General features: G+C 61.7%; 19 protein-coding genes. 8 read left to right on the top strand and 11 right to left on the bottom strand.

Annotated features, from left to right (window positions below):
- Positions 1-4: 4 nt before the first annotated feature.
- The 9 genes from F3H95_RS14170 to F3H95_RS14130 form a co-directional block, all read right to left on the bottom strand.
- A complete protein-coding gene (locus tag F3H95_RS14170; RefSeq protein WP_244618019.1) occupies positions 5-973 on the bottom strand; it encodes an ABC transporter permease in 969 nt (322 codons plus the stop codon).
- Between the two features lie 38 nt (positions 974-1,011).
- Entirely contained in the window at positions 1,012-1,809 is a 798-nt protein-coding gene (locus tag F3H95_RS14165; RefSeq protein ID WP_143127643.1) for an ATP-binding cassette domain-containing protein, read from the bottom strand.
- A gap of 165 nt (positions 1,810-1,974) precedes the next feature.
- A complete protein-coding gene (locus F3H95_RS14160) occupies positions 1,975-2,916 on the bottom strand; it encodes a substrate-binding domain-containing protein (protein ID WP_143127644.1) in 942 nt (313 codons plus the stop codon).
- Between the two features lie 124 nt (positions 2,917-3,040).
- On the bottom strand, positions 3,041-3,655 hold the full coding sequence (locus F3H95_RS14155) for a cupin domain-containing protein (protein ID WP_149746467.1): 615 nt from the start codon (positions 3,653-3,655) through the stop codon (positions 3,041-3,043).
- A 175-nt stretch (positions 3,656-3,830) separates the two neighbouring features.
- Positions 3,831-5,015: a M20 aminoacylase family protein gene (locus F3H95_RS14150; RefSeq protein ID WP_188134388.1), complete on the bottom strand. Its 1,185-nt coding sequence runs from the start codon at positions 5,013-5,015 to the stop codon at positions 3,831-3,833.
- 77 nt (positions 5,016-5,092) lie between these two features.
- Positions 5,093-5,872 (bottom strand): amino acid ABC transporter ATP-binding protein, encoded by a 780-nt coding sequence (locus F3H95_RS14145; RefSeq protein ID WP_149746464.1) that lies wholly within the window; start codon positions 5,870-5,872, stop codon positions 5,093-5,095.
- Positions 5,869-6,795 (bottom strand): amino acid ABC transporter permease, encoded by a 927-nt coding sequence (locus F3H95_RS14140; protein ID WP_149746463.1) that lies wholly within the window; start codon positions 6,793-6,795, stop codon positions 5,869-5,871. Before F3H95_RS14140 ends, F3H95_RS14145 begins: the two co-directional genes overlap by 4 nt.
- Positions 6,792-7,682, bottom strand: coding sequence for an ABC transporter substrate-binding protein (locus F3H95_RS14135; RefSeq protein WP_149746462.1), 891 nt, complete (start codon positions 7,680-7,682; stop codon positions 6,792-6,794). The genes F3H95_RS14140 and F3H95_RS14135 overlap by 4 nt, the downstream gene beginning before the upstream one ends.
- 60 nt (positions 7,683-7,742) lie before the next feature.
- Entirely contained in the window at positions 7,743-8,705 is a 963-nt protein-coding gene (locus F3H95_RS14130; RefSeq protein ID WP_149746460.1) for a nitrate ABC transporter substrate-binding protein, read from the bottom strand.
- Positions 8,706-8,806: 101 nt separating this feature from the next.
- Between F3H95_RS14130 and F3H95_RS14125 the strand changes: the two genes are divergently transcribed.
- The 7 genes from F3H95_RS14125 (at position 8,807) to hutH (ending at position 16,539) form a co-directional block, all read left to right on the top strand.
- Entirely contained in the window at positions 8,807-10,132 is a 1,326-nt protein-coding gene (locus F3H95_RS14125; protein WP_149746459.1) for a PLP-dependent aminotransferase family protein, read from the top strand.
- Positions 10,133-10,724: 592 nt separating this feature from the next.
- Positions 10,725-11,840: an ATP-binding cassette domain-containing protein gene (locus F3H95_RS14120; RefSeq protein WP_149746458.1), complete on the top strand. Its 1,116-nt coding sequence runs from the start codon at positions 10,725-10,727 to the stop codon at positions 11,838-11,840.
- Entirely contained in the window at positions 11,837-12,487 is a 651-nt protein-coding gene (locus tag F3H95_RS14115; RefSeq protein ID WP_143127653.1) for an ABC transporter permease subunit, read from the top strand. The genes F3H95_RS14120 and F3H95_RS14115 overlap by 4 nt, the downstream gene beginning before the upstream one ends.
- Positions 12,484-13,155, top strand: a complete 672-nt coding sequence (locus F3H95_RS14110) for an ABC transporter permease subunit (protein WP_149746457.1) — start codon at positions 12,484-12,486, stop codon at positions 13,153-13,155. Before F3H95_RS14115 ends, F3H95_RS14110 begins: the two co-directional genes overlap by 4 nt.
- Positions 13,156-13,220: 65 nt before the next feature.
- A complete protein-coding gene (locus F3H95_RS14105) occupies positions 13,221-14,135 on the top strand; it encodes an ABC transporter substrate-binding protein (RefSeq protein WP_149746456.1) in 915 nt (304 codons plus the stop codon).
- A 92-nt stretch (positions 14,136-14,227) separates the two neighbouring features.
- Positions 14,228-14,968, top strand: coding sequence for a histidine utilization repressor (hutC, locus tag F3H95_RS14100; protein ID WP_149746455.1), 741 nt, complete (start codon positions 14,228-14,230; stop codon positions 14,966-14,968).
- An 83-nt stretch (positions 14,969-15,051) separates the two neighbouring features.
- Positions 15,052-16,539, top strand: a complete 1,488-nt coding sequence (gene hutH, locus F3H95_RS14095; RefSeq protein WP_149746454.1) for a histidine ammonia-lyase — start codon at positions 15,052-15,054, stop codon at positions 16,537-16,539.
- Between the two features lie 23 nt (positions 16,540-16,562).
- Here the strand turns inward: hutH and F3H95_RS14090 are convergent, their stop codons facing one another.
- Positions 16,563-17,330 carry a PhnD/SsuA/transferrin family substrate-binding protein gene (locus F3H95_RS14090; RefSeq protein ID WP_149746453.1) on the bottom strand — a complete coding sequence of 256 codons (768 nt, stop codon included), beginning with the start codon at positions 17,328-17,330 and terminating at the stop codon, positions 16,563-16,565.
- Positions 17,327-18,367, bottom strand: coding sequence for a fatty acid desaturase (locus F3H95_RS14085; RefSeq protein WP_149746452.1), 1,041 nt, complete (start codon positions 18,365-18,367; stop codon positions 17,327-17,329). Before F3H95_RS14085 ends, F3H95_RS14090 begins: the two co-directional genes overlap by 4 nt.
- A gap of 134 nt (positions 18,368-18,501) precedes the next feature.
- Between F3H95_RS14085 and F3H95_RS14080 the strand changes: the two genes are divergently transcribed.
- Positions 18,502-19,338, top strand: a complete 837-nt coding sequence (locus F3H95_RS14080) for a helix-turn-helix transcriptional regulator (protein WP_149746451.1) — start codon at positions 18,502-18,504, stop codon at positions 19,336-19,338.
- The last annotated feature ends 43 nt before the right edge of the window (positions 19,339-19,381 follow it).

Genomic DNA, 19,381 nt, shown 5'->3' with positions numbered 1-19,381 from the left:
CATCTCAGCGACCTCGCGCGCCGCCGCGGAACAGGCGGAAATTGAGCCAGATGGCGACCAGAATGATGAAGCCGGTGACGATGGGCGTGAAGAACGGCGACAGATGCGACAGGATCAGACCGTTTGCCAGCACCGCTACGGTAAGCGCCCCGAGGATGGTGCCCGCCAGCGACCCACGCCCTCCAAACAGGCTCGTGCCGCCGAGCACCACGGCCGCGATAACGTCCAGCTCGAAGCCCTGGCCTGCATTGGAAGAACCGGAGCCGAGGCGGGCGGCGAGGATGATGCCGGCGGCGGCGGCGGCGATGCCCGACAGCACATAGACCCAGAGGATGATGCGCCGGGTATCCACGCCCGCCCGGCGGGTAGCCTCGGCATTGGCCCCCACGCCCGTCACGTAGCGGCCGAAATGGGTCTCGTTGAAGACGATATAGGCGATGACGAGAACGACGGTGGCGATCAACGCCGGAGCGGGAATGCCGAAGACCCAGGCCCGGCCGATTGCCACGAAGGGGCTCGTCGGTTCGATCGGGATCGAATAGCCGCCGGTGATCAGCAGCGCAAAACCCCGGATGACCGACAGACCGGCCAGCGTGACGATGAAGGCGGGAATACGTTCATAAGCGATGAAGTAGCCCTGGATCACGCCGACCAGCGCCCCGAGCGCCAGCATCATGAGGATCGCCACCGGCCAGGGAATGCCGGCCTGCAGGGCTGCGGCCGATAGCGTCGCCGTCAGCGCCAGCACCGAACCGACCGAAAGATCGATACCGCCGGTGGTAATCACGAAGGTCATGGCGGCGGCGACAATCAGCAGCGGCGCGGACTGCCGCACGATGTTGAGCAGGTTCGGCGCCGTCAGGAAGGCATTGGTGGTGACCGAGAAAAACAGGCAGCAGACGATGAAGAACAGCGCAATCGACATGACGCCGCCATGGGCAATGATCCTGTCGAGAAGGGTCGCCTCGCGCATCCGCGGCTGATGGCCGGCATAGGCATTGGGTTCGGCGCTCATGCGGAAACGCTCCTTTCAGCGGGATGGCCTGCGGAGCGGGCGGCAAACTTGCGCCCGACGATGAGATTGACCACCTCTTCGATATTGGTGTCCTCGATCCGCCGCTCGGCGACGTTTCGCCCCTCGTACATGACCTGGATGCGGTCGCAGACGAGGAAGAGATCCTGCAGGCGATGGGTGATAAGGATGACGGAGACGCCGCGCTTCGAGACGGTGCGGATGAGTTCCAGCACCGCTTCGACCTCCGCCACGGCGAGTGCCGCCGTCGGCTCGTCCATGATGAGGACGGAGGGATTGAAGGAGGCGGCGCGACCGATGGCGATCGACTGGCGCTGTCCGCCCGACAGGTTTTCCACCTTCATGCGCGTATCGGGAATGACGATGCCGAGATTGGAGAGCATGTCGCGGGCCCGCGCATGCATCAGCGTCTTGTCGAGCATGGGCACGCCTGCCAGTCGTCGCTTCGGTTCGCGGCCGAGGAAGAGATTACCCGCGACATCGATCGTGTCGCAGAGCGCAAGGTCCTGGTAGACCATTTCGATGCGGGCGGCGCGCGCATCCGCCGGCGACGTGAAGGAGACGGTCCTGCCGTCGATCTCGATCGTGCCGGTATCGGGAATGACGGCGCCCGAGAGAACCTTGCTGATGGTCGATTTCCCCGCACCATTGTCTCCGACAAGGCCGAGGACTTCGCCGGGCTTCAGATCGAGCGAGGCATTGTCGAGCGATTGGAGAGCGCCGTAGCGCTTGGAAATGCCGGTCATGCGGACGCGGCTGACGGACGTGTCGGTCATGGTCTATGGCCCTTGCGGCGACGCCGGATGGGAACGCCAGACAGACATTCCCGGAATTCGGCGCCTCGGAACACGGAGAGCGGCTGGCCTGCCATCGGCAGGTGCCGCCCTCCCCCTGACGCCACCCGCTCCTTATGCGGATCGGGTGGCCTGCGAAACGGCGCCTTATTTGAACATCGCGCGGAACTGATCGACATTCGCCTTCGTCACGATGGTGACGGGGACGTTGATGATCTTGTCGATCGTCTGGCCCTTCTTCACCTTCACGAGCGCTTCGACGGCGGCCTTGCCCTCGCCGGCCGGATCCTGCTGGATGACCGCGGTGACAAAGCCCTGGTCGATGCCGTCGATGGCGGATTTCGTCAGATCCCAGCCGAAGACCTTGATCGAACCGGTCCGGCCCTGGCTGGTGACGGCAGAAACAGCACCGAGCAGCGCCGGTTCGCCCGTCGCATAAAGGGCCGACATGTCGGGATTGGCAGTCATCAGGTTTTCGGCAGCCGACAGCGCCACGTCCTGCACGTTCTGGCCATCGACTGTATCGAGGAACGTCACCTTCTGGCCCCCTGCCGCAACGGCGGCCTTGAAGCCATCGAGGCGCTGGTTCTGGATGAAGGAGTTCAGCGCACCGACGACGCCAACCTTTGCCGCGCCACCCATGCTGGTCTTCACGTAATCGGAGAAGAACTTGCCGATGTCCTTGCCGGCGGCCGTGTTGTCAACGCCGACGAAGGCGATGTTGTCGCCATCCGGAATCTGCGCATCAATGGCGATGACAGGAATTCCGGCTTTCTTGGCCGCCGTGATCGCGGGCTTCACGCCGTTGACATCGATGGCGACGAGAATGATGCCGTCGACCTTCTGGGTGATGTAGTTTTCGATGGCGTCATTCTGTGCCGCGGGCACGTTGTTGGCATTGAAGATCACGAGGTCGGCGCCGGCCGCCTTCGCCGCAGCCTTGGCGCCGTCATTGATCTGGTTGAAGAACAGCGCCTGCTGGTTGATGGTGACAAGCGCGAAAGTCTCGGCAAAGGCATGCGAGACGCCCATGGAAAGTGTCATGGCGGCGGCTGCGACGCAGCCCATGAAATAACGAGTCCGACCCATTTTCTGGTTCCCCTTTTATGGCGCCGTGTCCGGCACCGATCCGACAGGGAGAAATATTCAAGTAACTTGAATTATTGTCAAGAGACTTGAATAGTCAGAAACCCTCAAATTTCGGGGGGCGTATTCAGAATGTCGGCGGCGTATTGACCCAGAAGATGGAGGCCCGCTCCTGGCCCACATTGCGATACCAGTGCGGAAGTTCGGAATTGAAGACAAAGCTGTCGCCCGCGGAAAGCCGGAAAGTCTTGTCGGCGATCATCAGCTCGATTTCGCCGACAAGCACATAGCCCACCTCTTCTCCTACATGCTGAATGGGGCCGGCGCTTTCGCCATCGACGTCGATGTGATGGATGTTGCACTGGAGAAGGTGGCCGGGCGAATACGGAATGACCCGCTCCAGGGAGATCCCCTCGCCACGTCGCAGCGGATCCAGCGATATCAGAGGGCGATTGCCGGCCCGGAACACCACCCCTTCATCCGTATCGGTTTCCTCGAACATCCAGCCGATATTGGAATCGAGCGCCTGGACCAGCCGGTGCAGCATCGGCAAGGACGGCGAGGCCTTGCCGTTCTCGATCTTGGACAGCAGGCTTTCCGAGCAGTCGGCTGCCTGTGCGAGCGCCTTCAAGGTCAGCCCGCGTGTCTGCCGCGCAAGCCTCAGACGCGCGCCGAGGCGCTGCGGATTGGAGTGTATTTTGTCCTCTCGTGCATTGTCAGATGCGAGAGTGGGGGTCGCCATGTTCATGTCTGTTGCATCGCAATTTTCAATGCCACCACTATAGGAGCCTGAAAGCGAGCCTGTCCAGCAAAGGTCGCGGCCCTTCCGCGCGGCTGAGGATGAACAGGTGTCCGACTGCGGGCAGCGCTGCCCGCTTCTCCAAGGCGAAAGGTGCGGACGTTGGCCTCACACGCCGTCAATCCTGCAGGAACCGCTCCGCCAGACGCGCCCACATGGCGGCCCCGACTGTCAGGCTGCCATCGGCGAAGTCATAGTTCGGGCTGTGCAGGATGGCAGACGACAGGCCGTTGCCGAGGCGCAGGAAGCTTCCCGGCTTGTGTTCGAGGAAATAGGCAAAATCCTCGCTGCCGGGGATCAGGGGACACGTGGCCACCTTGTCTGCACCAACGAGTTCTTCCGCGACGGTGCGGGCAAAGGCCGTTTCGGCCTCGGAATTGACCACCACCGGATAGCCGTGGTCGTAGTGAATGTCGATCGTGGCATCGAAACCATCGGCCACGGAACGGGCGAGCTTGGTGATGCGCTGCTCCAGAAGCGCCCGGATCTTCGGCTCGAAGCTTCGCACGCTGAGCGCCAGCCTGGCATATTCCGGAATGACATTGACGGCTTCGCCGGCATGGATGGTTCCGACCGTCACCACCGCCGTCTGTGTCGGATCGATGTTGCGGGACACGACCGTCTGGAGGGCGACCACCAGATTGCAGGCGACCACCACGGGATCGATGGTCAGGTGCGGGCGCGAGGCATGGCCGCCCTTGCCCTTGATGGTGATGTTGACCGTGTCGGACGAGGCCATGATCGGGCCGGACCGCAGCAGGATCGTGCCTTCCGGCGCACCGGGATGATTGTGCAGGCCGAAGATCGCATCCATGGGGAAACGCTCGAACAGCCCGTCGGCAATCATCTGCTGCGCGCCGCTCGGGCGTCCATTCTCCTCCGCCGGCTGGAAGATCAGGGTCACGGTGCCATCGAAGCGGCGCGTGCGGGCAAGATATTCGGCCGCTCCGAGCAGGACTGTTGTATGGCCGTCATGGCCACAGGCATGCATCTTGCCCGGCGTCTTGCTGGCATAGGCAAGGCCGGTCGCCTCCTCGATGGGGAGCGCATCCATGTCGGCACGAATGCCGATGCTTTTCTTGCCGTTGCCGTTCTTCAGCACCGCCACGACACCGTGACCGCCGACATGGCGCGTCACGGCATAGCCCCAGGCTTCGAGCTTGTCCGCCACGAAACGCGACGTCTCGACCTCCTCCTGGGAAAGCTCGGGATGGGCGTGCAGATAGTGTCGCGTTGCCTTGAGATCCGCCTCCATGGCGTCAAAATCGCAAACGCGGGCAAAGTGATTGTCGTTGAGCATCAGGATATTCCGAAATCCGGGAAAAGAACGCCGGCCAAAGGACCGGCGCCAAGGCGGGGAGAATGCGGCTGGCGGTCGCGCTAGAGGAAGCGCGACAGAAAGGCCTGCGTGCGGGGATGCTGCGGATTGCCGATCACATCCTCCGGCTTGCCCATCTCGACGATGTGGCCGCCATCCATGAAGACGACGCGGTCGGCGGCCTCGCGCGCGAAACCGATTTCATGGGTGACCACGATCATCGTGAGGCCTTGTCTGGCGAGATCGCGCATGGTGGCCAGAACTTCGCCAACGAGTTCCGGGTCGAGCGCCGATGTGGGTTCATCGAAGAGCATCAGTTTCGGGCGGATGGCGAGCGCGCGGGCGATGGCGACGCGTTGCTGCTGACCGCCGGAGAGCTGACGCGGATAGCTCTGCGCCTTCTCCGACAGGCCGACGCGTTCCAGAAGCCGCATGGCATTGGCGATCGCCTCCTGACGGCTTTCGCCATGGATGCCGATCGGTGCCTCGATGATGTTCTGCAGCACCGTCATGTGTGGATAAAGATTGAACTGCTGGAACACCATGCCGATCTTGCGGCGCTGCCTGGCGATGCCATTGGCGGAAAGTTTTTCGAGGCGCCCCTTGCGGAGCGCGTAGCCGATCTGCTCGCCATCCACCTGGATATAACCCTTCTGGATCGCCTCCAGATGGTTGATGCAGCGCAGGAAGGTGGATTTGCCGGAGCCGGACGGGCCGAGAATCACCACCACTTCACCCGGCATGACATCGAGGTCGATGCCCTTCAGCACCTCCAGCTGATCGAAGGACTTGTGGACGTTGCGGGCTTCAACGAGAGGCGTTTGCGAATTGGCGGTCGTCAATGGCTTGCCTCCTCTGTCACGGCAGCGGGCTTGGCGACAGTCGCGTTACGGCGATCGCTGCGACCGTAATAGGCCTCGATATAGCTCTGGCCGATATTGAGAACGGTGGTGATCAGCAGGTACCAGATGACCGCAACCAGCAGCATGGGAATGATCTCAAAGGTGCGGTTGTAGATGGACTGCACCGAATAGAGCAGATCGGCCATGGCAATCACGCTGACGAGCGAGGTCGCCTTGATCATGCTGATCAGCTGGTTGCCGGTGGGCGGCACGATGGAGCGCATGGCCTGCGGAATGATGATCCGCCACAGCGCACGGGCCCGCGTCATGCCGAAAGCCTCGGCGGTTTCCGACTGACCGCGATCGACCGACAGAAGACCGCCACGGATGATTTCGGCCATGTAGGCCGCTTCGTTGAGGGCAAGGCCAACAATCGCCGCCGTCATGGGCGTGATGACCGAATTGGTCTCCCAGCTCACCAGCGTGGGGCCAAACGGGATGGCAATCGACAGCTGGGGAAACAGCGTCGACATGTTGTACCAGAAGATCAGCTGGACGAGCAGCGGCGTGCCGCGGAAGAACCAGATGAACAGCGAGGCGAACGAACGCGCCAGTCGATCATTCGACATGCGCGCAATCGCGATGATGAGACCAAAGGCGATGCCGAGAAGCATGCCGACCACCGTCAGCCCGAGACTGACGGTGAGACCGCTCATGACGACGGGATCAAAGAAATAGTGTGCGACGACCGGCCAGCCGAAGTTTTCGTTGTTGGCAACGATCCAGGCGAAATCCGCCACCACGAGAATGATGACGAGCCAAAGGACCAGGCGACCGGTCTGGAAGGGCGTGTGGGCTGTGGCCACATCCCGGAAGTCCGCACCGCCCGAAGGCGGTGCATTCGAGGCGGTGCGATCACTCATTTGGGCAACTGCCCTCCGAGGTTGATGCCGGCCTGCTTGAGCATATTGTTCTCAAGACCCCATTTCTTCATGATGGCCGCATAGCTGCCATTGTCCATCAGGATCTGAATGGCATCCTTCAGCAGCGGACCGAGCTCCGATCCCTTCGGAACGACGGCCCCCTGATAAAGGTCCTCAAAGCCGTTCTTCTGGCCGACACCCGTCAGTTCCAGCTGGCCGTTTGCCTGCGAAACGAAATAGGTGAGCGGGGCCTGGGACGAGAAAAAGGCGTCCGCCCGCTTGGAGCGAACAGCCAGAATGGAGCTTGGCTGGTCGGTATAGGACTGGACTTCGATGGGGCTCTTGCCATCGGCCTTGCACTTGTCCGCCTGCACCTGGATGACGCGCTCGGCAGAACCGCCGGACATCACGGCAATGCGGTTACCGCAGGCGGTGTCCAGCGAGGTGATGCCCTTGGGATTGCCCTTCTGCACCGCAAAGACGACGAATTCCTGAACCCAGTCGACAAAATCATTGGCCTCTTCACGGCTCTTGAAGTCACCGACCGGACCGATGGCGAACTGGTAGCGACCGGCATTGATGCCCGTCAGTTCTGCCGGCAGGCCGCCAACGGTCGCATGTTCGATCCGGATGCCGAGAAGCTGGCCGATGGCGTTTGCCAGATCCTCGCTGGCGCCTTCCATCTTGGTTCCCGTCACGATCTCGTAGGGCGGGAAGGAGCCGTTGTTGACGGAAATCATCTTCCCTTCGGTGCGGATCTTTTCCGGCAGGCGCGCGCGAAGCTCACCGTTGACGGTCTGGGTCGGAAGTGCCGCATCCTCGGCAAGAACGTTGCCGGTCATCACCATGCCGATCAAGGCGGCAGATGCAATCAGTTTGGCATTCATGTGCTGTTCCCTTTTCTATGCCTGAAATCTCGTGATCACCTCGCAGAGCCGGACGGCCGGTCAGAGGTTGGCCGCCTGCCGCGGAAAGAGCTCCTGCGGTGTCAGGCGCCGGGCCAGAATCTTCTGCTCGTAAAGCTCGGCGGCAAAATCGGCGATCATGCGTTCGTTGGCCGCAAGACCATTGGTGTTCCAGCCCGCCGGCAGATCGGCTGCACAGCGGCGCAATTCATCAATCATCCACGGGGTGGTATCGGCATATTTCTCGCGCTTTTCCAGCCAGACGCGCTGGGATTCGTCGATCAGCGCGCTCAACTCGTCCATCACCCAGGGGTGTTCGGCAACAAACTCTGCCTTGAAGCCGATGAGATGCATGCCGGGGACGTAACCCACCGCGTTGAAATAGGCCACCTCAGACGCCCGGTAATCGTCCAGAAGCGGACGCAGCGCCGAGTCATGGTCGAAAAAGCCCTTGGGCATGAAGGGCGTGAAAACCGCATCCAGCCCGCCGTCCATCAAGAGATCCACCATCGGACGTTCGCCGGGGGTCGCCTCGATGCGGCCAGGCCGCCCGAAACCGTCGAGGCGGTCGACAATCGGATGCGCCTCGGTCAGGCGCCCCGCATACCAATAGGCGTCCTCCACGCCGACGCTTTCGCGCCGCAGAGCGGCACGGGTCCACGTATTGCCGGAATCGCGCCAGCCCGTGACGCCGATCTTCTTGCCGGCCAGATCGGCAAAGGTGCGAAGCGGGCTTTTCTTCGTGGTGATGACGCAGCGATGGCGGAAGCCGCGCATGATGAAATTCGGAATGCCGACGACGCTGTCATCGCCATCATGACGCAATTGCGCATAACGGCTGAAAGACATCTCCGCCGCATCATGCGCATCGTCCTTGGCGATGTTGGCGACCAGCGTTCCGACCCGGTCCACCTCGATCTCAAGGCGAGGAGAGGAAACGTCTCCCAGAACGAGAGGGGTCATGTAATCCCAGTCACGCAGAGCGAGGCGGAGTTTCAAAGCCATTTCGGATGCTCACAACAATATTCACTGACCGCCACGCTAAATGTTCATTTTTAGATCCACAAATGTTATTACGTTATTGAACATTTAAGAGTGAGACAAAAATGGGCGAAATCCCTACCGCGCGCTGGCTTGCCGAAAAGATAACCAACCGCACGCAACGCGGCATAGCCCTTGAGACCAGTGCGCTGGTGCGCGCCGGCGTTCTTCCCGTCGGCTCCCGTCTGCCCGCCATCCGCGATCTCGCCTACGAACTGGGCGTAAGCCCCGCCACCGTATCGGAAGCCTGGAGCGATCTTCGACGCCAGAAGATCATCACCGGGCGCGGCCGCAATGGAACCTGGGTGAGCGGGGAACGCTTCGTCGCCAAGCCGGAGCGCCTTGCCAGTTCCGGCAATTATGCAGACGGCGTCCTCGACCTTTCCATGGCGGTGCCGGACGTCACCCTTCTGCCGCGGCTCGACAAGGCTCTCGCGCATGCGGCGAACGTCAGCGATCTGAACAGCTATGAGCGAAGCCGGATCGTGCCGGAGCTTCGCGATGCGGTGATGGCAGAATGGCCCTATGTGCCAGAGGCTTTTCTGGCCACCAATGGCGGCTACAATGCCGTCTACACAACAGTGCGCGCACTGCTGATGCCGGGTTCCGTGGTGGCGATCGAGCATCCGACAGCCATGCGCCTGCTCGATATCCTCGAAGACCTCGGGGTGAGGATCGTGCCGGTCGTCTCCGATATGCACGGCCCCACCCCGGCCTCCTTGCGCGAGGCACTGAAGGAGCGGCCAGCAGCCTTTCTCTTCCAACCGCGTCTGCACTCCGTCACGGGACAGACCGTCAGCGCGGAACGCATGGACGAACTGGGGCAGATTCTGGCTGGCAGCGATGCCCTGATCATCGAGGACGACGGGATTGGCGACATTTCGTCCGCCAGACCCGTTTCCCTTGGCTCGCACTTTCCCGACAGAACCGTCCACATTCTGTCCTATTCGAAAACGCATGGGCCGGACCTCAGACTGGCTGTCGTCTCCAGCTCTTCGGCGATTATCGAGCAGATCCAGTCCTACCGCGCCTTCAGTGCTGGCTGGACCAGCCGAATGCTGCAGGCGGCGGCGGCCTGGCTGCTGCAGGATGAAGAGACATCGGACAGCGTGGCAAAGGCACGGTCGATCTATCAGGCGAGACGTGACCGACTGGCTCTGGAACTCTCGGGCCGCGGCATTCAGACGCCGGCCGGCAGCGGATTATGCCTGTGGGTTCCAGTGGAATCGGAGCCCTTCGCCATGGTGACACTGGCCGCCCGCAACATCGCGGTTGTTCCTGGCGGCAAGTTTTCCATTCTGCCCAGCCATCATCTGCGTGTGGCAACCAGCCGATTGAGCGACCGATGCGCGGAGGCGGCGGACGCCATTGCACTCGCTCACCGGCTGTAGCAACGCCGGGCAGCCTTTTGAAGCGAGCGGGAACAGATGAGGCGCCGGCCCGTCTGTCACCCTTCCTTGGGTCCAGACAACTGACCTTGGAACATCGCGCTGTAGCGCGAAAGCGGATGCTCTCTCGGCAACAATGAGGGGCCGGCATCCCATCGAGCAGACAACCATCATGAAAACGCCACCTGCCCGGCGGACCCTTCAGACGCATTGGACGGCGAAGAGGCCTGAAAGCATCAGTGCGTCGCAGCGCTGAAAGCTATCCCGTCGGCGAGAAAAGCACCGAGGATGGTGAGACGAAAAATTGCATCATGGCATAGCCCGCAACTGATGCCATCTGTGGGTCGAACGGGCCATCCACCAACGGCGGGAACTCGCTTTTGACCGAAACGTTGATGCGACATGCGTCTGCCATCTCCTGACCCCAACATACAGCGACCCCGCCCACCACCAGCATGAATTTTGAGCATTTTCGACAAACGTAGATTTCGTGGGCACCCCGCTTGCACGGATCCTGTCTTCATGCTTGTATAGACAACCAAGAGAGCATCGGAGAATGGGCCGGGTCCGATGACTGAGATACGGGAACTGCGCCATGATCACATTCGATACCGTCAGCAAGCACTATCGGGGCCAGACCGTTGCTGTCGACAAGCTGTCGCTGACAGCGCCCACCGGGAAGCTGACGATTTTCGTCGGCCCGTCCGGTTGCGGCAAAACCACCTCGCTGCGGATGGTGAACCGGCTGATTGCGCCCTCTTCGGGCAGAATTCTTCTGGATGGTGAACCGGCGGACACGATGGATGTTGCCGTGCTGCGCCGCAAGATCGGTTACGTCATTCAAAATGCGGGTCTTTTTCCGCATCGCACCGTCGTTCAGAATATCGCGACCACGGCGCGGCTGAACGGCACCCCCAAGGACCAGGCACTGCGCATCGCCCATGATCTCCTGGAGCGTGTCGGGCTTTCATCCGCTTTCGCCAATCGCTATCCGTGGCAGCTTTCCGGCGGACAGCAGCAGCGCGTGGGGGTTGCCCGCGCCCTGGCGTCCGATCCGAAATTCATGCTGATGGATGAACCGTTCAGCGCCGTCGATCCGGTCGTGCGCGGGCAATTGCAGGACGAGTTTCTCCGGCTGCAGCGCGACATCGGCAAGACCATCATCATGGTCACGCATGACATCGACGAGGCTCTGAAGCTCGGCGACCAGGTGGTCGTTCTGCGCACCGGCGGCACGCTGGCACAGATAGCGACCCCGCAGGAACTGCTGGCGAGACCGGCGGATGACTTCGTCGCCGATTTCATCGGGCGTGACCGTGGTTATCGCGTGCTTGGCTTTGCCGAATTCGCTAAGGGCGGCGTGCCGCTCGGAGCCGAGCCGACGACAACGCTGGGCGCGACGCCCGAAACCCTTCGCCAGATTGCCACGGACAGATGGGTCCTCGTTACGGATTCCATGAACCGCCCGCTGGGCTGGGCGGATGTCGACAGCCTCAAAGGCCCCTTGCGGGACGGCGACCTCAACCTTAGCGGCACGCTTGCCGTCGAAGGCAGCAGCCTGCGGCATGTTCTCGACGCGGCGCTCAGCTCTCCGTCGGGCCGTGGCGTGATCGTCGGACAGTCCGGCGAGTTGATGGGCACCGTGACACTGTCGCATGTTGCCGAAGCCATCGAAACAGCGCGCACCGGTCGCCTGGGGACGCAGCCATGAGGTTCGACTGGCTCTACCGCGAGTCCGGCCGCATCGCCGAACTCTTTCTCTGGCATCTCGGGCTTTCGGTGATCCCCGTGGTGATCGGATTGCTCCTTGCTCTGCCGCTGGGATGGCTTGCGCAACGGGCGGGGTTCTTCCGCTCGACCCTGCTGGGTGCAGCAGGCCTGCTCTATACCATTCCGTCCCTGGCCCTCTTCGTGCTTCTGCCGCTTGTGCTCGGCACGCGTATTCTCGATCCCATGAATGTGGTCGTGGCGCTTACGGTCTATGCGCTCGCGCTTCTGGTGCGCACGGTCAGCGACGGCCTTGAATCTGTCCCGCCGGATGTCATCCAGGCGGCCAATGCCATGGGCTATCGCAGGCTGCCACGCCTTTTTGTCGTTGAACTTCCCCTTGCCGTTCCGGTGATTGCGGCGGGGCTCCGGGTTGCGGTTGTCTCCAATGTCAGCATCGTCTCGGTCGCAGCCCTGATCGGCACGCCGCAGCTCGGGCTGCTGTTCACGCAGGGGCTTCAACTGCGTTTCCTCACGCCCATCATTGCCGGGATCGTGCTTTGCGTGCTGCTTGCCGCACTGCTGGACGGTCTTGTCCTTTTTGCCGCCAAACGCATGACACCCTGGCAGCCGGGAGGTGCCGAGCGATGATTGCATGGTTTTCAGATCCGACCCACTGGACGGGAGGCGACGGGGTGTTCGCGCTTGTCATCCAGCATCTGATCTATAGCGGGGTCGCGCTCTTCTTCGCCTGCCTGATCGGCCTGCCGATCGGTCTCTATGTCGGGCATACGGGCCGTGGCGTCGTCCTGATCGCCGGGCTTGCCAATGCCTTGCGCTCGCTGCCAAGCCTCGGCCTCATCGTTCTTCTGGTGATCCTGTTCGGGCCTGTCTTTGCCTCCGACATGGCCTTCATCGTGCCGAGCATCATCGTGCTCGTCCTGCTCGCGGTGCCGCCGATCATGAGCGGCACCTATGCCGGCGTTGCGGCGGTGGACCCGGCTGCGGTGGATGCGGCGCGCGGCATGGGCAAACGCCCGCTCGACATTCTCTTCGATGTCGAACTTCCCTGCGCCTTGCCGCTGATCTTCTCCGGGCTGCGCAGCGCAACGCTGCAGATCATATCGACAGCCACCATTGCCGCTTACGTTTCGCTGGGCGGGCTCGGGCGCCTCATCATCGATGGCCGCGCCCAGAACGATTACTACCAGATGGCGGCGGGTGCCGTCCTGGTCGGCGCTCTGGCCCTCCTCGTCGATCTGGCAATCGGCATCCTGTCCAGGCTGACAGTCTCACCGGGCCTCACCCGCCGGCTCTAGGCGGGCGACCGTTCATCCAACCGCGTTTTCAGTCTCATGACGTTGAACCTCAAGGAGTAGCTAGCATGGCATTCAGTATCTTAAAGGCCGCCGGCGCGTTTGCGCTGATGGCGCTTTCCGCCACCACGACGCTTGCCCAGACCGATCCCCTCGGGGCTGCTCCGGCCGCACGCACCGACGAGACCACCATCATCGTCGGCTCGGCGGATTTCCCGGAGAGCCAGCTTCTGGCCACCATCTACGCCAAGGCGCTTGCGGCAAAGGGCATCAAGACCGACACCAAACTGAACATCGGCAGCCGTGAGGTTTACATGCCGGCGCTTCTCGACGGGTCGATCGACCTCCTGCCGGAATATGCCGGTGCGACGTTGAGCTATCTCGACAAGAACGCAACGGCGCATTCGCCGGAAGACGTCGCCAAGGCCCTGAAAGCCGCGCTGCCGGCCGGCGTTTCGATGCTGACGCCGTCGCAGGCTCAGGATTCCGATGGTGTCGCCGTCACCCGCGCGACTGCCGAGAAATACAAGCTGAAGACGATTGCCGATCTCGCACCGGTTGCGTCCCAGCTGGTGCTGGGTGGTCCTCCGGAATGGAAGACGCGCAAGGAAGGCATCATCGGCCTGAAGGAGCTTTACGGCCTCGAATTCAAGTCGTTCAAGTCGCTCGATGTCGGCGGCCCGCTGACGCTGTCGGCACTGGTGAATGACCAGGTCCAGGCGGCAAACCTGTTCTCGACAGACCCGGCGATTGCGGACAACAAGCTGGTCATCCTCGAAGACGTCAAGAACCTGTTTCCGGCCCAGAACATCGTGCCGGTCATTGCCAAGGCAAAGGTCAGCGACGTCGTGACGAAGACGCTCGATGCCGTATCGGCCGCTTTGACGACCGAGGACCTGATCGTCATGAACGGCCGTCTGGCCAATCACGACAGCTTCGACGTCGTTGCCGATGAATGGCTGGCGAAACACAAGTTGAACTGACCGAGCTTCGCGGGTATGGCACTCACCATACCCGCGCACGCGCTGAAGATGTGTCAGATGCCGAACCCTTGTCGTTCGCTTTGTGGAGCCTCATGCAAACGGTAGAGAACCAGGTCGAAAAGGCGCGGGACGAGCAGGCATCCGACAAGCCGCTTTACGTCACGCTCAAGGATTATGTTCGAAGCCGTGTCGAGACCGGCGAGTGGTCCATCGGGCAGCGAGTGCCTTCGGAAAACGAACTGGTCGACCTGCTCGGCGTCAGCCGCATGACCGCCAACCGCGCCTTGCGCGAACTGGCGGATGAGGGGTTTCTTGTCCGCGTGCAGGGCAAGGGGTCCTTCGTCGCCAGCAAGAAACGCACATCCCAGTTCCAGAGCGTTCCCAACATTGCTGACGAAATCACCCGCAATGGCGGCGTCCATACGGCAAACGTGATCGCGCTGCGCATGGAAACCGCCGATGCGCAACTGGCAGAGGCGTTCGCCATCGAGATCGGCAGCCCGGTGTCGCATTCGATCATGGTCCATGCGGACGATTCCATACCGATGCAGATCGAGGATCGTTTCGTCAACCATGCGATTGTGCCGCACTATATCGACCAGGATTTCGCAAAGACGACGCCCAACGGATACCTGACCGCCGTGGCGCCGATCGTAAGAGCCGAGCAACATATCGAGGCGGTGACGGCGCAGCCCTGGGAATGCAAGCTGCTGGCGATCTCCAAGACGGAACCCTGCCTTCTGGTTCGGCGCCGGACCTGGTCGCAAGGCGGCGTCATTTCCTCGGTTCGCCTGCTCTATCCGGGCAGCCGCTATCGCCTCTACAGCACCTGATCCTCGGGTCGGTTCAGGAAGGGCAATCGCCTGACCATGAACGACCGTTGTGCCCCTTCCCCAAACTGATTTCAGGAAATCCCATGACCGTGCTGCTCAATGACACGCTGACCTGGCAGGATGTGGCGCGGGTGAGCAACGGCGATGGTCTTGCGCTTTCAGAAGCCGCCTGGCACCGCATCGACAACGCCCACCGGATCGTCGAAAGCATCGTCGAGCGCGGCATCCGCGCCTATGGCATCAACACCGGCGTCGGCGCCCTGTCGGACACGGTGGTTGATCGCGGCGCGCAGAGCAAACTGTCGCGCAGCATCATTCTGAGCCATGCCTGCGGCGTGGGGCCGCTTCTGCCGCGCCGTGAGGTGCGCGCCATCATCGCGTCGCAGATTGCCAATTTCGCCCATGGCTATTCCGGGGTTCGCAGGCAGATCGTTGCCCATCTGGCGTCCTTTCTGGAGCGCGACTGCATTCCGGATGTGCCGGCCCGCGGATCGGCCGGGTACCTGACGCATAATGCGCATACCGCGCTCGTGCTGATTGGCGAAGGCTCTGCCCATATCGGCGGACGCGCCTTGAGCGGGCGGGATGCCTTGGCCGAGATCGGCCTTGAACCACTGGTTCTGGGCGCCAAGGAGGGCCTGAGCCTCGTCAACGGAACGGCCTGCGCCACCGGTCTTTCGAGCGTGGCTCTCGACCGCGCCGCCCGTTTGCTGGATTGGGCGGATGCCATTGCCGCGCTGACGCTTGAGGCGGCGGGCTGCCAGATGCCGGCCTACAGCGAGCCCGTGCTGTCGCTGCGCGTGTCCGACGGGATCGCAGCCGTTGGTGCAGCATTGCGTGCCCGCCTGGAGGGGAGCAGTCTGATCGAGGCGGCGCAGGGCAGGCGTACCCAGGATGCGCTCAGCCTGCGCTCCATTCCGCATGCCCATGGCGCTGCCCGCGATCTCTTTGACAATTGCGCCGCCGTCGTTGACCGGGAACTGGCCTCGGTTACCGACAACCCCGCGGTTGCGGGCACGCCGGAAGAGCCGCTTGTCTGGTCGGAAGCCCATGCGGTGGCCCCGGCGCTGGCCCAAGCCGCCGACGCGCTTGCGATTGCCATCACGCAGATCGCCGCCATGAGCGAGCGGCGGATCGACCGGCTCGTCAATCCTTTGGTGAGCGGGCTGCCGCCCTTCCTCGCCTCCGATCCCGGCAGCCATTCCGGTTTCATGATTGCGCAATACACGGCGGCGGCCCTTGCAAACGAGAACCGGCGGCTGGCCGCCCCTGCCTCGACGGATGGCGGCCTGACCTCCGGCCTGCAGGAGGATTTTCTCGCGCATCCGACCGCTGCCGCCAACAAGCTTCTCGCCCTCCTCGACAATGCCGAATATATTCTCGCGATCGAATGGCTGGCAGCCACGCAGGCGCATGATTTTCTCGAAACCCAGGCGCGGCGCGCGCCGGGGACGGAGGTGCTCTACCGCCATCTTCGCGCTGAGGTCCGCCATTATTCGGACGACCGGCCCATTTCCTCGGACATGGAAAAGGTGCGGTTGCTTCTGTCGCAGAGCGCCCCGCCCTACTGATGTCCTCTCGCGCGATGCGGCGGCTACATCAGAAAATCGAGATCCATCCGCTTGGCGCGAATGAAGGGCAGTCCCTTTCGCCGTGCCGTCCAGCCGACGATGTGGAGCTCTTTCGCCGCCTGCTCATGCCGTTCGGCCAGCATCCAGGATCTGCAGTCGATCGCCGCAAAGTCCGCCTTGCCTTCCGCCACGGCAATGACGGATGCGCGATGCGCCCCCGTTGCGATCACCTCCGCAAACAGGTCGAGGTTTTCACCGGCGGCTTCCAGATCGCGCTTCAGGGCGAGATAGCCTGACATCGACCGGTGCTCATTGAAGGCCAGTTTCCTGTCGCGGAACAGTTCAAGCGGCAAGAGCGCCTCCCCGGTCTCCGGTGCGGCGGTGCTTACCCCCTCCCCCTTGTGGGCGACGACGGCGCTTGAATAGAGCGCGCCTGCGCCACCGGCGATGCCGTCATAACGGCCTTGCCCAATGACCTGCACATGATCCTGCAAGCCAAGTTCCATTGGGCCCCAGCAGGTTTGGGACACGAGCAGTGCGGGATGGCGCCAGAGAACATCGAGATCGAGGGCATCAGGATCAAGCATCGCCGGATCCGGCGCGATGACCGAACCATCATCGCCAAGAATGCCGCCGGGAACTGCCGGCATGTCGCCATTGCGGCGAACGAGATCTTGAGGCGCATCGATGCCCTGTTCGAGGAAGCCTGTGCGCATCTTGGCCCAGGCTGCGTCGGTTTCATCGCGCACCTCGGGCCAGTCATACATGGGAAGCGCTGCAATCCAACTCATCTCGGCAGATCCGATGTGACTGCGTTACCGGGCATCAGATACTCCGCGAGATCGACCTGTGCATTCGCAACGGGATGGGCTGCGACCGCGTACTCGTCCCGCCGCAACACAGGATGCACCACGGGCTCCTTTACCTTCAACGCGAAAGCGCGGAAAACCTCGAAATAGTTGGCGAAGACATAGCCATCATTCATCGCCTGCCATTCGGCGCGTCTGGCTCTGTAGAGCGACGGCAGCCTGTACCAGGCAGCAGACGGCAGCTTGTGATGCACGAAGTGCAGGTTGTTGTAGAGAAAGAGCGGCGCAAGCAGCGAGGTCTCGACGATGATCGTGCGCCCGTCCGGCTGCTCGGACCATTGGTGCTCGCAATAGGACCGCAGCGCAATGATGGAGAGCCCGAGATAGGCGGAGACGCCGATGTAAAGCCAGAGCGGAATACCGAACACAAGGGACACCACCAGCAGTGTCGGGATGAGCCCCAAGACATGGAGGACCCATGCGACCATCACTTGGCGATCACCCTTCATGATCTTAAGCCATTCCGACACTGTAAACCCGACGACCATCAGCGGCGGTCCGAGCAGCATGCGCCCGATCAGTGTGTTGTTCCAGACCAGCAGACGCTTCAGGACGACAGGCATCGTCTCCCAGTCCTTCAGCGCGCGATAGTAGCTTTCCGGATCGTCGAAGGGGTCGGTCAGACGCTCATCCTCATGGTGCTGGATGTGGGTTCGCTTGTAGCTGCGATAAGGATAGAAGACGCCCAAAGGCGCGAAGACCAGCGCTTCATTCAGCCATGCGCTGCGTGTCGGATGTCCATGCAGAGCCTCATGCTGGAGTGACGAGTGCAAGGCAATGGTGATCCCGATCAGCACCAGCGCCACGATCGGTTCGGCGGGATAAAGGACATATCCGGCCATCCCCCAAAGGCCATAGCACGCGACAAGAAGCGCGACTGTCGGCCATTCGATCCGAAGAGCCCATGATCGCCCACGGCTGACAGGAAAGTTCGATCTCTTGAAGGAAATGTCGCTCATTACGTCCCCTGATGTTCCAATGGGATCAGAGTTTCACCAAGCGGAAGGGCGGACAATGAGAGTATGGTGACCGATTGTTGATTTTGATAATAAAAAACGAAATATGTTTACAATTATGAACAATGAGGTGATTTGTGGACAAACGCGCACTGTCGGACCTCTTCCGCATCCGGCTGATGGAGCTCGTGACCCGGTCCGGCGCCAGCCACTCCGCTTTCGCGGAGGGAGTCGGCATCGACCGATCTGCGCTTTCACAACTGTTGTCTGGCAGTTCCGCGCGTCTCCCACGCGTCGAAACCCTTCTCAAGATTGCGGAGCGCCATTCGGTGTCGATGGACTGGCTTCTCGGCATATCGCACGATCCGGGTCTGACGGGAGAGTTGCGGCCGAGCTTCGAAATCGAGGAAGGCGGCGAGGATTATACCGAGACGCTGCTCATGAAATGGCATGCCGAGGCGACCGGCTCCAAGATCCGCTATGTCCCTGCCCGTATCCCGGATCTTCTTCGCACGCCGGAAATCATCGCCTTCGAAGCCGATTCCGCGCATCAGAGTGTGAAGGCGCAAACGAGCGAAACGGCCTTCCGTCTCGATTATAATCGTCAGCCCGGCACGGATATGGAAGTGTGCATGCCGCAGGAGACACTGCAAGGCTTCGCACAAGGGCGCGGCATGTGGAGCGGTTTGAAGCGCGAGGTCCGCGCTGAACAGCTACAATACATGGCCAGCCTGATCAACGAGCTATACCCCTCGTTTCGCCTGTTCCTGTTCGACGAAAAGGAGCGGTTTTCCGTTCCCTACACGATTTTCGGATCACAGCGCGCCGCCATCTTCGTGGGTGGAATGTATCTCGTGCTGAACAATGCCGACTCGATCCGGAAAATGCAGCGTCATTTCGATCAGTTGATCAGGTTCACCCGTATCCATGCTCACCAAACCGCTGACTACGTGCGAACCCTCAAAGTGTCATGACCGGATTGTTCTGTCTTGAACAGCCTCGGGATTTGTAGGCGCT

Source organism: Rhizobium sp. RU35A (assembly GCF_900156005.1).
GTDB lineage: Bacteria > Pseudomonadota > Alphaproteobacteria > Rhizobiales > Rhizobiaceae > Neorhizobium > Neorhizobium straminoryzae.
The sequence above is the reverse complement of the archived record's forward strand: the minus strand, read 5'-3'. Positions and strand labels throughout refer to the sequence as shown.